16 protein-coding genes and 1 pseudogene are annotated in these 18,183 nt (G+C 68.8%); 11 read left to right on the top strand and 6 right to left on the bottom strand.

Annotated features, from left to right (window positions below; translation table 11 throughout):
* The first annotated feature begins 367 nt into the window (after window positions 1-367).
* On the top strand, window positions 368-1,534 hold the full coding sequence (locus tag STRBO_RS0122980) for a cytochrome P450 (RefSeq protein ID WP_245170605.1): 1,167 nt from the start codon (window positions 368-370) through the stop codon (window positions 1,532-1,534).
* Between the two features lie 274 nt (window positions 1,535-1,808).
* Here STRBO_RS0122980 and STRBO_RS0122975 read toward each other — a convergent pair whose 3' ends face one another.
* The 3 genes from STRBO_RS0122975 to STRBO_RS0122965 all read right to left on the bottom strand — a co-directional run bounded on the left by STRBO_RS0122975 (window position 1,809) and on the right by STRBO_RS0122965 (window position 4,674).
* Entirely contained in the window at window positions 1,809-2,561 is a 753-nt protein-coding gene (locus tag STRBO_RS0122975) for a dienelactone hydrolase family protein (protein ID WP_005476105.1), read from the bottom strand.
* A 325-nt stretch (window positions 2,562-2,886) separates the two neighbouring features.
* A complete protein-coding gene (locus tag STRBO_RS0122970) occupies window positions 2,887-4,116 on the bottom strand; it encodes an alpha-hydroxy acid oxidase (protein WP_005476103.1) in 1,230 nt (409 codons plus the stop codon).
* Between the two features lie 102 nt (window positions 4,117-4,218).
* Window positions 4,219-4,674: a GlcG/HbpS family heme-binding protein gene (locus STRBO_RS0122965; protein WP_245170604.1), complete on the bottom strand. Its 456-nt coding sequence runs from the start codon at window positions 4,672-4,674 to the stop codon at window positions 4,219-4,221.
* A 405-nt stretch (window positions 4,675-5,079) separates the two neighbouring features.
* On the opposite strand from STRBO_RS0122965, the gene STRBO_RS0122960 reads away from it, so the two are divergent.
* From STRBO_RS0122960 to STRBO_RS0122910, 10 genes and pseudogenes are all read left to right on the top strand, one after another.
* A complete protein-coding gene (locus tag STRBO_RS0122960; protein WP_005476100.1) occupies window positions 5,080-5,259 on the top strand; it encodes a hypothetical protein in 180 nt (59 codons plus the stop codon).
* A pseudogene (locus STRBO_RS45480) lies at window positions 5,246-5,438 on the top strand (hypothetical protein); the annotation flags it as partial. The gene STRBO_RS0122960 and the pseudogene STRBO_RS45480, both read left to right, overlap by 14 nt.
* A gap of 767 nt (window positions 5,439-6,205) precedes the next feature.
* Window positions 6,206-6,400, top strand: a complete 195-nt coding sequence (locus STRBO_RS0122950; protein ID WP_028796807.1) for a ferredoxin — start codon at window positions 6,206-6,208, stop codon at window positions 6,398-6,400.
* A complete protein-coding gene (locus STRBO_RS0122945; protein ID WP_005476097.1) occupies window positions 6,397-7,539 on the top strand; it encodes an NAD(P)/FAD-dependent oxidoreductase in 1,143 nt (380 codons plus the stop codon). Before STRBO_RS0122950 ends, STRBO_RS0122945 begins: the two co-directional genes overlap by 4 nt.
* 10 nt (window positions 7,540-7,549) lie before the next feature.
* Complete coding sequence (locus STRBO_RS0122940) at window positions 7,550-8,740, top strand: cytochrome P450 (RefSeq protein WP_020114826.1); 1,191 nt, start codon at window positions 7,550-7,552, stop codon at window positions 8,738-8,740.
* A gap of 121 nt (window positions 8,741-8,861) precedes the next feature.
* Window positions 8,862-9,245, top strand: coding sequence for a hypothetical protein (locus STRBO_RS0122935; RefSeq protein WP_237547632.1), 384 nt, complete (start codon window positions 8,862-8,864; stop codon window positions 9,243-9,245).
* A gap of 18 nt (window positions 9,246-9,263) precedes the next feature.
* Window positions 9,264-10,022 carry an IclR family transcriptional regulator gene (locus tag STRBO_RS0122930; RefSeq protein ID WP_237547631.1) on the top strand — a complete coding sequence of 253 codons (759 nt, stop codon included), beginning with the start codon at window positions 9,264-9,266 and terminating at the stop codon, window positions 10,020-10,022.
* A gap of 87 nt (window positions 10,023-10,109) precedes the next feature.
* Complete coding sequence (locus STRBO_RS0122925) at window positions 10,110-10,985, top strand: oxidoreductase (protein WP_005476093.1); 876 nt, start codon at window positions 10,110-10,112, stop codon at window positions 10,983-10,985.
* 957 nt (window positions 10,986-11,942) lie between these two features.
* Window positions 11,943-13,235: a Rieske 2Fe-2S domain-containing protein gene (locus tag STRBO_RS0122915; protein WP_020114825.1), complete on the top strand. Its 1,293-nt coding sequence runs from the start codon at window positions 11,943-11,945 to the stop codon at window positions 13,233-13,235.
* Window positions 13,236-13,248: 13 nt separating this feature from the next.
* Entirely contained in the window at window positions 13,249-14,199 is a 951-nt protein-coding gene (locus tag STRBO_RS0122910) for a PDR/VanB family oxidoreductase (RefSeq protein WP_005476084.1), read from the top strand.
* Window positions 14,200-14,452: 253 nt separating this feature from the next.
* Here the strand turns inward: STRBO_RS0122910 and STRBO_RS0122905 are convergent, their stop codons facing one another.
* The 3 genes from STRBO_RS0122905 to STRBO_RS0122890 form a co-directional block, all read right to left on the bottom strand.
* Entirely contained in the window at window positions 14,453-15,178 is a 726-nt protein-coding gene (locus tag STRBO_RS0122905) for a TetR/AcrR family transcriptional regulator (RefSeq protein WP_245170602.1), read from the bottom strand.
* Between the two features lie 623 nt (window positions 15,179-15,801).
* A complete protein-coding gene (locus STRBO_RS0122895) occupies window positions 15,802-16,548 on the bottom strand; it encodes an SDR family NAD(P)-dependent oxidoreductase (RefSeq protein ID WP_028796805.1) in 747 nt (248 codons plus the stop codon).
* 513 nt (window positions 16,549-17,061) lie between these two features.
* A complete protein-coding gene (locus tag STRBO_RS0122890; RefSeq protein WP_245170602.1) occupies window positions 17,062-17,787 on the bottom strand; it encodes a TetR/AcrR family transcriptional regulator in 726 nt (241 codons plus the stop codon).
* Between the last annotated feature and the right edge of the window lie 396 nt (window positions 17,788-18,183).

The following is an 18,183-nucleotide window of genomic DNA, read 5'->3' as shown; positions in this document are numbered from 1 at the left end:
GGCGGCAACGAAGCTTTCAGTAGGACTCCTCGTGGACAAAGTCGGCACCAGCGCCGCGGAGGCGATCGCCGACATCCCGGACGGGACGCCACTCGCCGTCGGCGGCTTCGCAGTGCGGCCTTCCCCCCACCGGCGAATGCTGCGTCCACCGCATCATCACCGACCTCGGTCTCCTCGACGTCACCCCCGACGGACCCCTCCTGGTCGAACGCCACCCGGCGTCACCTGCGAACACGCCGCGGCGCGGACCGGGGGCACCTCTGCAGGCGGGCGGCCCGAATTGAAGCTTCGCACACGAGCGGGTGCGATTCACCGCGATGACTGATGGGAGTCAACTATGACAACGGCCGCTACTCCGGTGTCCGACGTGGACATCTTCGCCGACGATGTCCTGACCGATCCCTACCCTGCCTACGCGGCGTTGCGGGAGACGGGCGCCGCCGTGTACCTGGAGCGCTACGACTGCTGGGCCCTGCCCCGGTACGAAGACGTACGGGCGGCGCTGCGCGACCACGAGCGGTTCTCCTCCGTGGACAGCGTGGGCTATGAGCCGTCGCTGAACGAAAGCCGCCGGGGTGGCGTGCTGGCGACCGACCCGCCGGAACACGACGTGCTGCGTTCGGTGCTGTCGGAGAGCCTGTCCCCGCGTGCGTTGGCGAGCCTGAAGGACGACATCGGCCGGCGCGCGAGCGAACTGGTCGAGTCCGTGGTGGCCCGCGGTGCATTCGACGTCGTGGGTGATCTGGCGCGCGTGTTCCCGCTGACGGTGGTGGCGGATCTCGTCGGGATGCCCCTCCGCGCGCGCGACGAGGTGCTCGTGTTCGCCGACGCGTTCTTCAACACCTTCGGCCCCCTCAACGAGCGGACGAGAGCGTCGGTGCAGGTCTCCGAACGGCTGCTCGACAAGCTCATCTCGATGATGAACCGCGACCGCCTTGCGCCAGGTGGCTGGGGCGAGGCGCTGTATCAGGCGGCCGACCGGGGCGCTATCGGGGAGCACCAGGTGGGACGGTTGTTGCGCGCGTACCTGGTGGCGAGCATGGACACGACGATCAACGCGATCAGCAATGCCCTGTGGTTGTTCGCCGAGCATCCGACCGCCTGGACGGCCCTGCGCGCCGACCGGACGTTGCTGCGTTCCGCCTTCGAGGAGGTCGTGCGTTTCGAGTCACCGGTGCAGACGTTCTTCCGCCGCACGACGCGGGCGGTCGAGATCGACGGTGTCACGATCCCGCCGCGGGCTCAGGTGGCGATGTTGTTCGGTTCGGCCAACCGGGATCCGCGCAAGTGGCCGGAGCCGGACAGGTTCGACATCGGCAGAGCGCCGATGGACCACGTCGGGTTCGGCTCCGGCGTGCACGCCTGTGCCGGCCAGGGACTGGCACGGGTGGAGGGCAACGCGATCCTGTCGGCACTGCTGGATCGCGTGGAGGTGATCCAGCCGGCCGGCCCGCCACGGCGGCACCTCAACAACGTCATCCGGGGACTGGAGAGCCTCCCGGTGACCGTGACGACGTCGGGAGCATCCATGTAGCGGACGACATCGTGGCCGCCCGCGCGCCGTGCGGCCACGAGTCCTACGGAGCCTTGACCGCAGGACCGAGCCCCCTTCCGCGGATCCGCGGAAGGGGGCTCGGTCGTCGGAGCGATCGTGGATGTCCCGCTCGAAGGCGCATGGCCCAGGGGGCGGCCCGCCACCGGCTGCGTCGGTTCCGCGTTCGCGATCGCCGAACACCCAGCATTCCGACCGTCCTCACGACCGGGTGGTCACTGCCGAAGACACCGACGAAGCGCGGGAACGAGTCCGTTCAGACAAGGGTGGTGGCCCGGATGAACGCGATGACCTGGGGCCAGGAGAGGTCGGTGGCCGCCTTGTTGATCGGATCGCCTTGCTGTGCCCGGCCCGTGAAGCCGTGGCCGGCTCCGGGGTAGACATGCGTGATGCTCGGCCCGGTGGTCCGCGAGTCCAGAGCGGCCTGCAGCCGGCGGAAGCTCTCCACCGACACCACCTCGTCGGCCCCTGGATAGAGGATCATGGCAGGTGCGGCGATCCGGGCGGTGAACTCCGTGGCATCCAGGGTGTGGTTCGGTGCCGGGGTGTCCGGCACGGTGGGGTGATAGGCGACCACGTTCGCCAACCGGCTGTCCCGTCCACCGAGCAGCAACGCGAACCGACCGCCCACGCACCAGCCCATCACACCGACCTGTCGGCAACCGAGCTCGTCAAACATGTGGTCGAGCAGCTGGCCCATTTCGGTCAGACTGGACTCGTCGTTCAGCTCCGACACCCACTGCAACTGGGTCTCCAGCTGGGACAGGTCATCGCTGCCGGGCCGACCGCGCCAGAGGTCCCAGGACAGCGCGGTGACTCCGGCGGCGGCCAGGCCGTCGGCGAACTCGCGCAACTGCGGAGAGATCCCGCTGACACTGGGCAACAGCAACATGCCGCCTGTGGAGTCTCCCAGTGGGCGGGACTGATACGCGTTCAGCCCGGCCACAGTGACGTTCTCACCGGCGAACGGGACGCCGGCAGCGCTGGGGATACTGATCTCGTCGGCCATACTCTCACTACTCTCTACCGAGCTTCATGGACAGTTGTCAGCAAGTGGGTCACCCTCAGGCCCGAAGGCAGTCGCCCTGCCACGGCGCAGACGACCCGGCCTCTGCCGAGGGCCACGCGGTGACGAGACCGCCAGGGCCCGGCGGGTGACGCTCCGGGCCAACCGGGTGTACGAACGAGGCGGTCGCGGTGACCGGCGGAGGCAGCCGGGTTCGACCGAACCGGGAGCAGGCAGACACAGCCCCTGCGTGGTCGGCACTGTGCGAGAGGCCCAGGGTCCGGCTCGAACGTCTCGCCCTACGCGCCCGGCGTGCTCGCACCAGTGGTCAGGGAAAGCGGATCGAGACGTGCTCGGGGCGCAGCTCGGTGACGTTGTTGACCCCGAGCAGTGCCATGGTCTGGACGACCTCACGGCCCAGGATCTCCACGGCCCGAGCGACCCCGCGCCGACCGCCGGCCATCAGGCCGTAGAGAAAGGCACGCCCCACCAGCGCGGCGTCGGCGCCCAGCGCAAGGGCGGCCACGATGTCAGCACCGGTCGTCATACCCGTGTCGACCAGGATCTCGGCCCGCCCGTCCAACCGTTCGCGCACCGCCGGGACCAACTCGACCGGTACGGGGGCGCGGTCCAGCTGCCGCCCGCCGTGGCTGGAGAGCACGACGCCGTCCGCTCCGGCGTCCACCACCCGCTGGGCATCGGACACCGACTGAATACCCTTGACCACGAGACTGCCCTGCCAGTGGCCGCGGAGCCATTCGAGGTCGGCGATCGTGATCGCGGGATCGAAGACGCGGTCGATCTGGTCGGCGACCGTGCCCTCGGAAGCAGCCACGTTGGCGAACGTGAGTGGCTCGGTGGTCAGCAGATCGAACCAGTAGCGCGGGTGAAGGGCTCCATTGACGAAGGTGCGCAACGTGAGCTGCTGCGGCACGGTGAGCCCGTTGCGGACATCGCGCAGCCGAGTCCCGGCGACCGGGGTGTCCACGGTGAGTATCAACGTGTCGTACCCGGCCGCTGCCGCACGGTCGACCAGATCCTTGACCCTGCCCCGATCCCGCCACAGGAACAGCTGGAACCACTTGCGCGCCTGAGGGCCCGCCCTCGCTGTTTCCTCGACCGTGGTACTGCCCATCATGGAGAGGGCGTACGGAATGCCGGCCTGCTCCGCGACGGCGACGACCGCTCGTTCCCCTCCGGTGTGCATCATGCGCGTCAGCCCGGTGGGCGCGAACGCGAACGGCTGGGCGGAGAGCTTGCCGAGGATCATCGTCTCCGCGCTCACATGGGAGACGTCCCGCAGTGCCGAAGGATGGAACTCGATGCGCCGGAACGTCTCACGAGCTCGACGCAGCGCGAGTTCACCCACGCCGGCCCCGCCGTCGGCGAAATCGAAGACCGCCCTGGGCGCCCGTCGTCGCGCGAGCGCGCGGAGGTCGGCGATGGAAGCCGCTCGCGCCAACCGTCTCTCCAGGCCGCCGAGTTGGACCGGAGCGGGGCGCAACAACTCACGAAGCTCGGCTGGGCGCAGCAGCCGACGGTGCACCTTGTCGGTCAATGTGATTCATCCCTTCTGCCGACACGTCCTGGGCATACCGGGTGGCGTACCCTGCCCACGAGGACGCCCCCGATCACCCTTTTCTCCGGCTGCGGTCGTCCCTCAGGTCAGCAGGTCGGCGACGCTCTTCAGCCCCTCACCGACGACGCGGGCGTCGACCTCTCCATGGGCCCCGCCCACCCCGATGCCGCCGATGACTTCGCCGTCGTCCGTGACGATCGGGTATCCCCCCGGCACCGGGTGCAGTTGGCTGTCCACCAGATGAGGCGGACACGCCTGCAGTATCGGCTCCGCGGCGAACTTGGCGAACTCGGCGGTCGATACGCCCATCACCGCGGCCGTGTAGGCCTTGAGGCGAGACGTCTCGACCGCGATCGGTCCAGCGCCGTCGTCAGCGAGTATGACCTTCGTGATACCGCTCCGGTTGGTGACAGCGACGCAAACCCGCTCACCCTCGGCGCGTGCCGCCGCGAGGACCGCCTCCGCAGCCCGGCGCGCGATCTCATAGCTCAACGGTTCCCTCATATCGTTCCCTTCCCTGCGTGTTACCGGACTCACGACCGGTTTCGTTCGCTCAAGAGCGGTAGGACCGCATGTCTCCCGGCAGCCGACGATGACGGAGGCGTTGTCGTCGGCTGCCGGAGCCGGCCGGGACATCGGTGCGTCGCTCGGCCGACCTCCATCGGGCGACAGGATCAGGGCCAGAACCGGCCGGAAGCCGCGTAGCAGCACGAACCCATCCGCTACCGCACCGACCAAGACGTAGTCGTGCCCCTGCTCACGGCGAGGTTCCGCAATCTGACGCTCGCTCAGAGGCTTACGTACCCGAGGACCCGGCACCGCGGGACGAGGGGGCACCAACCGCCCCGCTTCCGCTTCCGCTTCGCGAACAACGTAGCACCGCGACTCGCCTCACTGAACAGTTCTGACAAACTTTTGTCAGGACCGCTACGATTGCTGTCGATGGTCGGCGCCGCGGGCATCGCGGCCCCCTCGACGTACCGCGGCGGCGCCGACGGCGCGCGCATCCGGCTGGAGCCGCGGCGCGGCTGGGAGGTCAACGGCCCCGAGCAGCTCGCGACCGGTCCCGCCCTGGAGAACGTCCAGCAGGAGTTGAACACCGGCACCCTTCGAGGGCATTGACGCCTCGGGTGCCGTCAAGTGGTCCGGAACGTGCCCATCTCGTTTTCGGCTCCCACTCCGAACTGCGCGCGCTCGCGGAGGTCTACGCGAGCGACGACGCGAAGGAGAAGTTTGTGAAGGAGAAGTTCGTGAAGGACTTCGTCGCGGCCTGGGACAAGGTCATGAACCTCGACCGGTTCGCCTCGACCGGTTCGCCTCGTCCGACCGTGCCGATCACGACGTCAGGATCGGCCCGCACGTGCCGACCCTGGCCTTTCGGAGGTCCTGATCGTGGACGAAGTTGGGTACGCGGCGACAGGTTCCGCTCCGGTCCAGGCCCCGGCCCTTCGGATTCGACTCCGTTCGGTGCCGCACCGGATGCGATCTCCCAACCCTCCGACCCGCAGCACACCTCTCTGACAAACTTTTGTCGAAGGTATTAATCAAAGCGCCATCTCGGTGCTACGTTGCCGGTCAAGCAGAGGTGGGGCGACCGGTACGCCCGCTCGACAGACCCGCATGTCCGGCTGTCACCCCTGCGGACAGAGCGTCGTCGGGCACACCACACCACGCAGGTGCACGAGGCGCAGACACCCAGCCGGACCTCGTCAGCGGCACGCCAGTGCCCGCCGGCCGAGAATCCACGATGCCGCCCGGCGAAAGGGCAATGTCATGAAGGCCTCCCCGAGTCACGACATAGCGCGCAGCGCCGCAGGATGTTCGACTCGCTGGTCACCGCGAGCACGTAGACGCACCATCTGGTCCATGGCGCCGACCGCGGTTCCCAAAGACATGTCGCCCCATCCTCGCCTGATCGAGAAGTTCTTCGACCGACACCTGCGCGGAGGGCCCGGGAGTCACCTCGGCCGCCGTTGGCCGGAAGAAGCCGGCGGAGGTCGGCAAGCCTGGAACCAGCCCGACGGCGCGGCTCCGCTCCCTGTGACCGTACGCGTGAAAGGACATGGAGATGACCCGCATCGTGGTCGACTTCGACCGCTGCGAGGGCCATGGGCTGTGCGAGCAGACCGCGCCCGAGGTGTTCCGGCTCGACGACGAGGGCGAGCTGCACCTGACCCAGGATGAGGTGGCCGCGGAGCACGAGAGTGTCGTCGCGGCCGCCGTTCGGGTGTGTCCCGTCGCGGCGTTGCAGGTCCGGCCGTGAGACGGATCGTCGTGGTCGGTGGGTCCATCGCCGCCGTCACGGCGGCGCAGAGTCTGCGGACAGAGGGCTACAACGGCCAAGTGACCGTCCTTTCCGAGGAACCTCATCCGCCCTACTCGCGCGTTCCCCTCTCGAAGGGCGTGCTGGCAGGCCGGGAGACCGTGGAGTCGGCCTTGCTGCCGCTCCCGAGCGAGGACATCGAGTTCCGCACCGGATCGCGGGCCGTGCGGCTCGACACGCACCGCCGTCTGGTGACGACGGCCGACGGCACGGGCATACCGTACGACGGGTTGGTGATCGCCACCGGCGCCCGGGCACGCCGCCTCACCGGCGACGGTGACCTGGTGGTGCGCACCCTGGACGACTCCTCGGCACTCGCCGCCAGGCTGGCCGCAGCCCGCAGTGCGATCGTGCTGGGAGGCGGCTTCCTGGGCATGGAGATCGCCGGCACCTGCCGCGCACTCGGCCTGGAGGTCACTGTCGTCGACCTCCTCCCGCCGCTGCTCAGACTGCTCGGGCCGTGGCTGGCCGATCTCGCCGTCGCGGCCGCCCGTGACCATGGCGTACGGGTCCGGGTCGCGCCGGACGGCGTCGAAGTGCTCGACGAACACCGCGTGCGCTGCGGGGAGTCGGTCCTGACGGCCGACGTGATCGTCTGCGCGGCCGGTGATGTGCCCAACACCGACTGGTTGGAGGACTCCGGCCTGACCCTCGACGCGGGCGGCGGCCTCGTCGCCGACGCGTGCTGCCGCGTCGCCCCCGGAATCGTCGCCGCCGGAGACGTCGTATCACGCCAGGGACGCCGAACTCCCCACTGGACCAACGCCGTCGAGCAGGGAAGGGCGGCCGCGGCGAGCCTGCTGCACGGGGAGTCGGTGCGGCCCTACCGGCCCGACCTCTATTTCTGGACCGAGCAGTCCGGACTCGATATCAAGATCAGCGGCGAACTCCCCCTCACCGGAACCCCCGAAGTCCTTGCCGGCTCGGTGGACGACCGTAGTGCGCTGCTGAGATGGCGCCATGACGGGGGTACGGCAACCGCCGTAGCCGTCAATCACCGCCTCCCCGTCATCAAACTCAAGCGCCTCGGAGCCGGAGCACCGATCCCAGCCCCCGCCCGTACGACACCCCGTATATGAGGACGTGACCATGACTCTCCGGCACCTCGCCCCCTACGATCCGCTCGACCCCGCCCACAACGCCGATCCAGCGGCCCGGCTCGCCGAGGCCCGCGACCGCTGCCCGGTGTCCCAGCCGCGCCCCGGAGTGCACTTCCTCACCCTCCACGACGACGTACGGGACGTCCTCACCACCCATGAGGTGTACTCGTCCGTCGACAACTTCGCCCTGGAAGGCGGTGCCAAGACAGCCGACCTGCCGGCGGCACCGATCACTATGCTGGACCCGCCCGACCACACGGCACTGCGCGCTCGTCTCAGGCGCTGGTTCGCTCCCGCCGTGATCCGCAAGCAGGAACCACGCGTCCGCGACATCGTCACCGATGTCCTCGACGCGTGGCAGCCGGGCCAGAGGGCCGAGATCTACCACGACCTGGCCCGTCAGGTACCGACCCGGGTGGTGTATGCCTTCCTCGGTCTGCCGGAGGAGGACTGGGACCGCCTGCACCAGTGGGCCGACGCAATCGACGACGTCGTCCCCATAGTGCCGATCGACATGCCGGAGTTCGTGGCACTCTGCCGCTACCTCGGAGAGCAGTTTGCCGCCCAGGCTGCCGCCCCGGCCACCGGAGATGGCGTCCTGGACGGTCTCGCGCACCCCGCTGACGGCCAGCCGCCGCTCACGCCGGCCGAAGCCGTCATTCACGCCTTCCAGCTGATCGTGGCCGCCACGGACACCACTGCCAGTCTGATCACCAACCTCCTCCACGAGCTACTGGCAGACCGCAGCCACTGGGAACGGCTGCTCGCCGACCGGTCCCTCATCCCCACGGCGATCGAGGAGTCACTGCGCCACGACGCGCCCCTGCAGTACGTGTTGCGCACCGCGACGCAGGAGCGGGAGATCTCCGGCTGCCCCGTCAAACCCGGCGACCGCCTGGCCGCCAGCCTCCAGTCGGCCAACTGGGACGACCGGGCCTGGGGCGCCGACGCCGCGGACTACTCACTCGACCGCCCGGCGGGGCAGGCCACTCCCATGGCCTTCGGCTACGGCATCCACACCTGCCTCGGCGCTCCACTGGCCCGGTTGCAGTCCCGCGTCGTCCTGGAGCAGTTGCTGGAGCGCTTCCCCGAACTGCGGCTCGCTCCCGGCTATCGCCGTGAGCCCGCTCCTGGCCTGGTCATGGTCCGCCGCCCGGCTCGACTCGACGTCGTGCTCTGAGGTTCACCGCAGCGCCCCGGCTCCGCTCCTGACGGACTCCGCTGACGAACTTCTTCGAAGAACTCCGAAGGCTGTGACATCCGCCTGCATTTCACTCTCCCTCAACGTCGAGGAGATGGACATGACTGAAACTACGCTGCGGCAGAACATGTCGGGCGAAATCTGCTGTGAGATCCAAAAGCCCCGAACGATCGCGGGCGAGGTCCATGCCGCGATCCTCGACGCCGACGCCGAGTTCGGGATGCGCAAGATGGGTGTCCGGACCGCGATCTCCGGTTACCACCGCTGCCCGGTCGAGGCCGGGTTGGGCGAGGTGAGCCGTTCCAGGCACGAGTTCGTGGGACGAGAAGTACCCGGCGTGTTCGCCCGGTACGCCGAGCCCCGCACCGAGGTCACCCTCGGCTGGAGACACCCCGGTGATCCTGAGAGGCGTATTCGGGCCACCGTCGCGACTGTGACCTCCAAGGCCGATCAGCGCCTCCTCCGCCTTCGAGCGGTCCTCTGAGCCGTCATCGGCGCAACGATGCCCATCTCCAATGAGCCGGGTCGTAGCAGCACAAGCCGTGTCTTCGCGATTCTGCACGCCTGTCGGCACGGAAACGCCCCGGTGACGCTCACGGACCTCGCACGCCGGTCACGGATCCCGGTGGCGACCGCCCACCGGCTGACGCGCGAACTGATAGCCGAAGGCGCCCTGGAGCGGAACGACGACGGCACCCTCCAGATCGGAACCGCACTGTGGGAACTCGGCTCCGCGGCACCACGACAGCGTGGCCTGCGCCACGCGGCACACCCCGTCATGCAGTCACTCGCAGGCCGTACCCACACCGTCGTTCACCTTGCCGTCGCAGGCCACCACCAGGCCGTGTGCGTCGACAAGGTCACTGGTCCCCGGGCGGTCGCCAACGTCGCGGAGGTGGCTCGCGGACTCCCCCTGCACGCGACCGGGGTGGGAAAGGTGATCCTGGCCTACTCCGACGACCCAGGCGTCCGCGCCGTCCTGCAGTCCGCATCGCTGCGCCGGTACACCACGCGGACGATCGCCGGCTGCGGCAGACTGGAAGCCGAGCTGGTCAAGGTGCGGGACGCACGGATCGGATACTCACAAGGCGAACTCACAGCGGGGACAGCGTCGGTCGCCGCTCCGGTCTTCGACGCCGAGGGCCGGTTCGTCGCGGCACTCGGCGTGCTGGCACCGGAAGCGGAGCAGGTGGACCGGCTGGCACCCGCCGTGCGACGAGCCGCGGACGCCATATCACGGCGCCTTCCCACCAGCCCCTGACGCATTCCTTGAGTCTGATTCCCATGAGCGAATGGCTCACCGGCGTCAGCCCGCGAGCCCCCACCACCGAAGCGAAAAGAGCAGTCCATGTCCGCCACTTGGAAGATCAGCGACATGCCTGACCTGACCGGCCGCACCGCGGTCGTCACCGGCGCGAACAGTGGCCTGGGCATACCTACGGCGCAGGCGCTGGGCAGAGCCGGCGCGCACGTGGTCCTCGCCGTGCGCGACCTCGACAAGGGCAGGGAGGCCGCAGCCGCGGTCCCAGGCAGCCACGAGGTCCGCCGCCTCGATCTCGCCGACCTCGCGTCAGTGCGGCAGTTCGCCGCCTCCTGGGACGGCGACCTCGACCTGCTGATCAACAACGCGGGCGTGATGATGGCGCCGGAGGGGCGCACCGAGGACGGCTTCGAGACGCACCTCGGCACCAACCATCTCGGCCACTTCGCGCTCACCAATCTGCTGCTGCCGCACATCACCGACCGCGTCGTGACGGTCTCCGCCGCCGCGCACCGGTGGGTGAGCGGAATCGACTTCGACAACCCGAACCTCACCGGCGCCTACAACGCCCGGAAGGCGTACGGCCAGTCCAAGCTGGCAAACCTGCTCTTCACGCTGGAACTGCAGCGACGGCTCAGCGAGATCGGATCACCCGTGCGTGCGCTCGCCGCGCATCCCGGCCTCGCGGCGACAGATCTGCTGCGCACCCCGAACCCGATGCTGCGCATGTTCATCCGGGTGATCGCGCAAGATGCCTCGGCCGGTGCCCTGCCGACGCTCTTCGCCGCGACCGAGGACCTTCCCGGTGCGAGTTACGTCGGGCCGGACGGCATCTCCGGGATGCGCGGCGGCCCGGCACTGGTCAGCCCGACCGCGGCCGCCAGCGATCCGGCGGCGGCGAAGCGCCTCTGGGCGCTGTCCGAGGAACTGACCGGTACGAGCTTCGTCATGAGTCGTCGCTGAAGTCGAACTCGCGGCCGCTGTCTGTCAGTCAGGGAACGACGGTTCTCGATACGTGCGGTAGGACGTCGTCGAGCCGTATCCACGCAGGGACGCACTGACGCCCCGGGAGGAGAAGCGGAAGTGCGTCGTCTCGGGAGCGCGTGCGTCTGGAGTAGCGGACGCGTCGCGCTCGGCAGTGCGGGCGTCGGCATAACGGCTGACCCCTGCCCGCTGGGAGCGGCTGAAGCGGGAGCACGGGCCCGGTCCGCACACACACGGCTTCGACCGCGAATCTGCATGAGGTCACCCTCCACGTGGGTGGCGTCAGCGGCGTCCCATCGCTCTGCGGACGCGTGCCGCACGCCATGTCGGATTTTCTGACAAACTTTTGTCAGAAGTATTAATCACAGGAGCTTCGCGGTGCTACGTTGCCGTTCGAGCAGAGGTAGGGCTGTCGTCCAGGACCTGCCCGACAGCGCCGCGTCGCCGCTGTCCATCCCCCTGTGGTCACAGGTGTCGCGAGTTCGACAGCGTGGAGCCGCGCAAGGCCCGAAACCCCAAGTGAGCCTGATCAGCAGCACGCGAGTGCGACCCGGCCGGGACTCCGCGATTCCGCCCGAGGAGAGGTAACGCCATGAGGGAACCGCTCAGTCACGACATCGCGCGCACGTGGTCGTCGCGTGATGCAACGGCCGCCGTGGGACGGGGCGTTGCCCGTACTCCCGGCCTGTTCTCCGACCGGCACCTGCGCAAAGACCGCTGGTATGCCTCACCTTCCCCGAAGCGCGTACGTCTGAGCGGGGGCATCGTGCCGGCGACCGATCCCCATCCGAACCCGGCTCGTCGACGTGCACACCGACGGGCGGAACACCTGAAGAACCTCGCACTCGCCAGAGGACTACTCACCGTGGCCCTCGAAGGCGACGGTGACGACATTCCGTCGGCTATTTCGCTGCCCTCAACGTCGAGGAGATCGACATGACTGAGACAACCCCTGCGGACACCGGTACCGGTTACGGCCGCACGACACCGTCATACGACGCACGACTGGCCGAAGTCGGTCCGGGCACGCCGATGGGTGAGCTGCTGCGGCGGTACTGGCACCCGATCGCGACGTCGGCGACGCTCACCAGCGACGTTCCGCACCGTACGCGCGTCCTGGGCGAGGACCTGGTCGTCTTCCGTGACGGGCAGGGCCGCCCCGGCGTCGTCTTCGAGCGGTGCGCGCACCGCGGCAGCAGCCTGTTCTACGGCCGTGTCGAGCAGGACGGCATCCGCTGCTGTTACCACGGATGGAAGTTCGACGTCCGGGGGAACTGCCTGGAGCAGGCCCTCGAACCCGACCGTGGCCGCCGCCGCGACGCCGCGCGCCAGCCGTGGTACCCGGTCGAGGAGCGGTACGGCCTCGTGTTCGTCTACATGGGACCGCCCGAGCGCAAGCCCGCCCTCCCCCGATACACCGCCCTGGAACCCCTGGAAGAGGGCGATCAGTACTACGCCGCGTGGCCGATTCCCGGGCTGTCCCCGACCGGCCTGGTGTCCGACTTCAGCTGGCTGAACATGTACGAGAACGCGCTCGATCCGTCGCACGTCAGCTGGCTGCACTCCACGCACAGCGGCTACCAGGCCCTGGGGACGGGCACCACCGGCCTCCCCGAGAACTTCTACGAGCCCGACGCCTTCCAGGACAGCATCACGTACACCAGGACCCAGTACGGAGCCAAGTACGACGAGCTCATCCGGGACAAGGCGGAGAACGGCGACCCGCGACTGCGGACCTTCCGCGTGGAACTTCACATGCCGAACGTCTTCGGGCTGCCGGACTACGTGGACCTGCCCACCGACAAGCGACCCGACCACATCATGTGGGTCGTCCCGATGGACGACACCCACCACCGGGTGTTCTTCTCCATCCGGTCCAGCGATCCGGAGCGAGTGGTCCGGTTCGCCTTCGGCCTCACGCAGAACGGCAAGAACCCGTGGGAACTGACCGAGGAGGAACGCCAGCGGTTCCCCGGCGACGGTGAGGCACAGGGCTCTCAGGGAGCGATCCCGATGCATTCCGAGGAGACCCTGGCGACAACCGACCGCGGCGTGGTGATGCTCCGCAGGATGCTGAAGACCATGATCGACGACGTGGAGGCCGGACGCGACCCGCTGAACGTGAGCATGGCCGAGGAGCCGCCGCGCCATGTCGACTCCGGGGTGTACACGGTGCCCACGGGGACAGGGGAAGACACCGCGGCGGCTGTGCCCGTGGCCGGAGCCTGAGGAGAGACTGGCTGTGACGTGGACGGAAGCGGTGGTGGTCTCCCACTTCCTCGCGACCCAGGATGTCGCGGTGATCGACCTCGCCCCGGGCGAGGAGGCCGAGTTCCCGGCCTACACCGCGGGCGCGCACATCGATGTGCTGACCGACTCCGGACTGGTCCGCCAGTACTCGCTGTGCGGGCCGCCCGGGACCGGACGGTACCGCCTGGCAGTGTTGAACGAGCCCCGGTCCCGCGGTGGTTCGCGGGCCATGCACGCGCTCAGGGTGGGCGACCGGCTGCGGATCTCGGCGCCGCGCAACCGCTTCCCCCTCGTCACGGCCCAACGGCATCTGCTGATCGCAGGTGGCATCGGCATCACCCCGCTGCTGGCGATGGTGCGCCACCTCGAACAGGCCGGCGGCGACTACGCGCTGCACTACTGTGCGCGCAGCCGCACTCGCGCGGCCTTCGTTTCGGAGCTGACAGGCAACCCCCGTGTCGCCTTTCACTTCGATGACGAGCGCCCGGAGCAGATGCTGGACATGGAGCGTGACCTCGGCGATCCCCACCAGGACACGGCGGCCTACGTCTGTGGCCCGGCAGGGTTCATGGATTACGTGCTGGCCAAGGCCGAAGCGCTGGGCTGGCCACCGCATGTCCTGCACAAGGAGCGGTTCAGCAGCGCCCGGCCCGTCTCGGAACCCGGTGCAGCCGGCTCGGGCGGCTTCACCGTACGCCTGGCCTCGACGGGGGCCGAGTACCTCGTCCCCGAGGGGCGCAGCGTGCTCGATGTGCTGCTGGAGAAGGGCGTGGACGCGCCGTACTCATGCCAGCAGGGCATCTGCGGGGATTGCGTCGTGCGGGTGCTGGCGGGCGACCCCGACCACCGCGACGACGTGCTCACCGCCGACGAGCAGGCCGAAGGCATGTTCGCGACCTGCTCGTCCCGGGCGCTCTCGCCCATCCTGGAGCTGGACCTGTGAACGAGTCACCCATCATCCCGCCGACCGCATCGGACAGAGTGTCGCCGCCGTCGAACGGACTGAAGCCGCGTCACTCGCAGCCGTGAGCGCCGATATGCCCTGCTGCGCCGTCTGATGCACGCCGCAGCAGGCCGTTCTGCGGCATCGCCTGCTTCCCCGAGCGCGCGGCGTTCGCCGTCCAGGACGCCACTACGCGGGTCTGCGTGCTCAACGAGGCCGGGCAGGAGCTGGTCCAAGTGCGGTTGGGGCGCCGTCAGTTGTCGGGGTGATCCTCGTCCTGGGTCTCGCCGGCACCCGGCCGGGGCACCGTCCGGCTCCCCGGTCCGTCCTGGGGAACTTCGGCGAGTATGTGGACCAGGCGGGCCAGCTGTTCGGCGTAACGGTCGATGAACTCCGCGGAGGCCGGATCCGCACCCGTGACGGTCGCGGCCAACTGCGGCAGGATCTCCGGCGCCATCGCCGCGGTGAAGAACGCCAGCGTCAACGCGCCGACATCCAGATCGGCCCGGATCTCACCCCGAGCCTGCCGTCTGCGGGTTTCGTCGACGACATCGAGCAGCCGGGCCGCCCACGCCTCGGGAGGCGGAGGCCCGCCGTCGAGCTCCCCACGGACCAGCGTGCGGATGATCGACACCTTCTCCTCATGCTCCCAGCGCACGAAATCCCGGACGATCTCAGCGAACGGCTCCGCACCGCTCATCATCGTCGCGCCCCTGGTGATCCACCGCTCGGCCACAGCATCATAAAGACCCTGCTTGCCACCGAAGTGGTAAGTGATCAACGAATGGTTCACACCAGCCGCCGCAGCGATCCGCTCCACACGGGCCCCCTTGAAACCGTGCTCCCCGAACTCCTCGTTCGCCGCATCCATGATGCTCTGACGCGTCAGCTCCGGATCATGTCGACGACTGGGATCAGCCGAGCGCCGATGACGCCGCCGCCCCGCCGACCCAGAACCATGCCCATCCCTGTCGATCACCCTCCGAATATAACCGCCCGAGCAGCAGCTGGATCCAGGGCTACGGCGCCCAGGACGTGCCCACGGCCCCGGCGTCCGCGGCCTCCCGCGGTCCGCGTCGCTCGCCGGTACACCATGTGGACGTTTCGCCGGCCCCGGCAGACCGGAAGCCGAGCTGACCAAGGTGCTGGACGCACGGATCGGCTGCTCACAAGGTGAACTCACAGCCGGAAGGGCATCGGTCGCCGCTCCGGTCCTCGACGCCGAGCACCGGTTCGTCGCGGCACTCGGCGTTCTCGCACCGGAAGCGGAACAGGTGGACCGGCTGGCACCCGCCGTGCGACGAGCCGCGGACACCATCTCACGGCGCCATCGGACGCTTGCACCACACGTGTCGTTGCTCCACGGGCAACTGTCCGCACGACTCCGGCCGCCACGGTCGACCGCACCGGTGCCACGTGGGCCTTCCTCATCGCGAGCCGCAGCTCCGCCGACTGACCGACTCAGCCACCGCACCGCTGCCGATCGCCCACCGGTTCGGAGAGGTCTCGATCCATGTGCCGGCCGATCTGGCCGACCGCGCTCGTGCCGCAGCGGACCAGGCCGGTGCCGACAGCGGAGACGCGCGCTACGACGGCGCGCTGTCAGCGACGCGTGAGCCCTCCGTCGACGGCGAGGATCTGGCCGGTGATGAACGCGGCTTCGTCGGAGGCGAGAAACGCCACCGTGTTGGCGACGTCCGTCGGACTCTGTCGTCGTTTCAGATCCTGCATCTGTACGGTCATGTCGAAGAACGCCTCGCCCGCGCTCCGGAGCGCTGCGGCTGTGGGGACCAGGCTGGGAGAGACCGCGTTGACCGTGACATCGTGTTCCGCCAGGTTGGCCGCCAGCACGTTGGTGAACCCGTTGAGGGCACCCTTGGAGGAGATGTACGCGACAAACGGTGGCGGGCTCACCCAGTAGCTTCCGGACGTTATGTTGATCACTCGACCGGCGCTGGACTGCTTGAGGTCCTCGAGGAACGCCTTGGCCGTCAAGAAGGCTCCGGTCACGTTGACCGCGAAGGTCCGGCTCCACTGCTCGAGCGTCACGTCGTCGATGCCGGCGAAGGGCACGATGCCCGCGTTGTTCACGAGGATGTCGACTGGGCCGAGCGCGTCCCGGACCTCTGCGGCGAAGGCGTTCACCTGGGCCTCGTCGGAGACATCGACCTTCGCGCTGAAGAACCGCCGGCCGTTCCCCTCGACAGACCCCTGCGTATCGTCCGTCGCGTCGACATCGGCGACCGCGATGTCGGCGCCTTCGAGCGACAGCTTCCGGGCGATCTCCTGACCGATCCCGGCGCTGCCGCCGGTCACCACGGCAATTCTTCCCGCCAGACGTCCCGCCATGACACAACTCCCTTTCCGTGGGGCCGGAGGTTCCGTGAGCGTTGCCCACACAGCCATCCGCGCGGCCCCTCAAGAACAGTGGCCCTGCGTGCAGTCCCCGGCTCGATCGGCGGGAGAGAAGAGCCCGAGCGCCGTGTCCTCGACGAACGACGCACCTCACCCCGGCCGCCAGACGGGCGACGCAGCCCCTTGCAGTCATGATGCGTGGCTTCCGCTGGCGGCGACACGGCGGATTCCGTTCAACGGAAAGCGTTTCGTACGACCCGTTCGGATGACGCCCACGCCAGGCGCTGTCCCTGTCGCCGTCCCTTCAAGAAAGGACGCATCAGAGGGAGCGAGGATGCCTGAACCAAGGCGCAAGTGAGGCGAACCATCTGGCGGGAAGCGCCGGCCGAGCCGGGTGCTGGTCTACGGCGATGCGAACCCCTGCGGAGCAGTGACCCCCTGGAGAGCAGAGACCCCTTGCGGACCAGTGCGGTGCGCGCTTGTGACACCCGCTGAGCTGGGGCGCCGTCAGTTGTCGGGGTGATCCTCGTCCTGGGTCTCGCCGGCACCCGGCCGGGGCACCGTCCGGCTCCCCGGTCCGTCCTGGGGAACTTCGGCGAGTATGTGGACCAGGCGGGCCAGCTGTTCGGCGTAACGGTCGATGAACTCCGCGGAGGCCGGATCCGCACCCGTGACGGTCGCGGCCAACTGCGGCAGGATCTCCGGCGCCATCGCCGCGGTGAAGAACGCCAGCGTCAACGCGCCGACATCCAGATCGGCCCGGATCTCACCCCGAGCCTGCCGTCTGCGGGTTTCGTCGACGACATCGAGCAGCCGGGCCGCCCACGCCTCGGGAGGCGGAGGCCCGCCGTCGAGCTCCCCACGGACCAGCGTGCGGATGATCGACACCTTCTCCTCATGCTCCCAGCGCACGAAATCCCGGACGATCTCAGCGAACGGCTCCGCACCGCTCATCATCGTCGCGCCCCTGGTGATCCACCGCTCGGCCACAGCATCATAAAGACCCTGCTTGCCACCGAAGTGGTAAGTGATCAACGAATGGTTCACACCAGCCGCCGCAGCGATCCGCTCCACACGGGCCCCCTTGAAACCGTGCTCCCCGAACTCCTCGTTCGCCGCATCCATGATGCTCTGACGCGTCAGCTCCGGATCATGTCGACGACTGGGATCAGCCGAGCGCCGATGACGCCGCCGCCCCGCCGACCCAGAACCATGCCCATCCCTGTCGATCACCCTCCGAATATAACCGCCCACCCCGATCCCCCGACCCGCCCACCACGACATGGGCAGACAGCGGGCGCCCGGTCCCGCACGGGCCCAATCGCCCTCGACTGCCGGGTCATCTGGCGGCCGTGGCCCGCTGCCGCAGGAGCACGAACGTCACGACGATGGACCGAGGGCCGTCGCTTTGCAGTATCCGAACTGGGCTCAGCCGCGTGCGCCGCGCGGACAGCCTCCGGTGCGCTCCGCGTGTGTTTCCACACCGATCCTCCCCGGCTGCCTGAGGCCGGCGCACGGGGATGGAAGGCGCATGAAGGCGTCCGGATGGCTGCCGGGCGGTGGCAGGGAGCCGGGGTCAGCCGGTGCAGCACGATCAGGGCGACGCCCGGCACCGCTTCGTCGCGGGCC

Origin of the sequence: Streptomyces bottropensis ATCC 25435 (assembly GCF_000383595.1) — a bacterium.
GTDB classification, from domain to species: domain Bacteria; phylum Actinomycetota; class Actinomycetes; order Streptomycetales; family Streptomycetaceae; genus Streptomyces; species Streptomyces bottropensis.
This window is presented reverse-complemented; position numbering and strand designations above follow the sequence as displayed.

Excerpts from the sequence above, each read along its gene's own strand:
- STRBO_RS0122895 (WP_028796805.1), bottom strand. The coding sequence starts at position 16,548 with ATGGCGGGACGTCTGGCGGGAAGAATTGCCGTGGTGACCGGCGGCAGC.
- STRBO_RS0122960 (WP_005476100.1), top strand. The coding sequence starts at position 5,080 with ATGGTCGGCGCCGCGGGCATCGCGGCCCCCTCGACGTACCGCGGCGGC.
- STRBO_RS0122950 (WP_028796807.1), top strand. The coding sequence starts at position 6,206 with ATGACCCGCATCGTGGTCGACTTCGACCGCTGCGAGGGCCATGGGCTG.
- STRBO_RS0122925 (WP_005476093.1), top strand. The coding sequence starts at position 10,110 with ATGTCCGCCACTTGGAAGATCAGCGACATGCCTGACCTGACCGGCCGC.
- STRBO_RS0122930 (WP_237547631.1), top strand. The coding sequence starts at position 9,264 with ATGCCCATCTCCAATGAGCCGGGTCGTAGCAGCACAAGCCGTGTCTTC.
- STRBO_RS0122940 (WP_020114826.1), top strand. The coding sequence starts at position 7,550 with ATGACTCTCCGGCACCTCGCCCCCTACGATCCGCTCGACCCCGCCCAC.
- STRBO_RS0122975 (WP_005476105.1), bottom strand. The coding sequence starts at position 2,561 with ATGGCCGACGAGATCAGTATCCCCAGCGCTGCCGGCGTCCCGTTCGCC.
- STRBO_RS0122915 (WP_020114825.1), top strand. The coding sequence starts at position 11,943 with ATGACTGAGACAACCCCTGCGGACACCGGTACCGGTTACGGCCGCACG.
- STRBO_RS0122935 (WP_237547632.1), top strand. The coding sequence starts at position 8,862 with ATGACTGAAACTACGCTGCGGCAGAACATGTCGGGCGAAATCTGCTGT.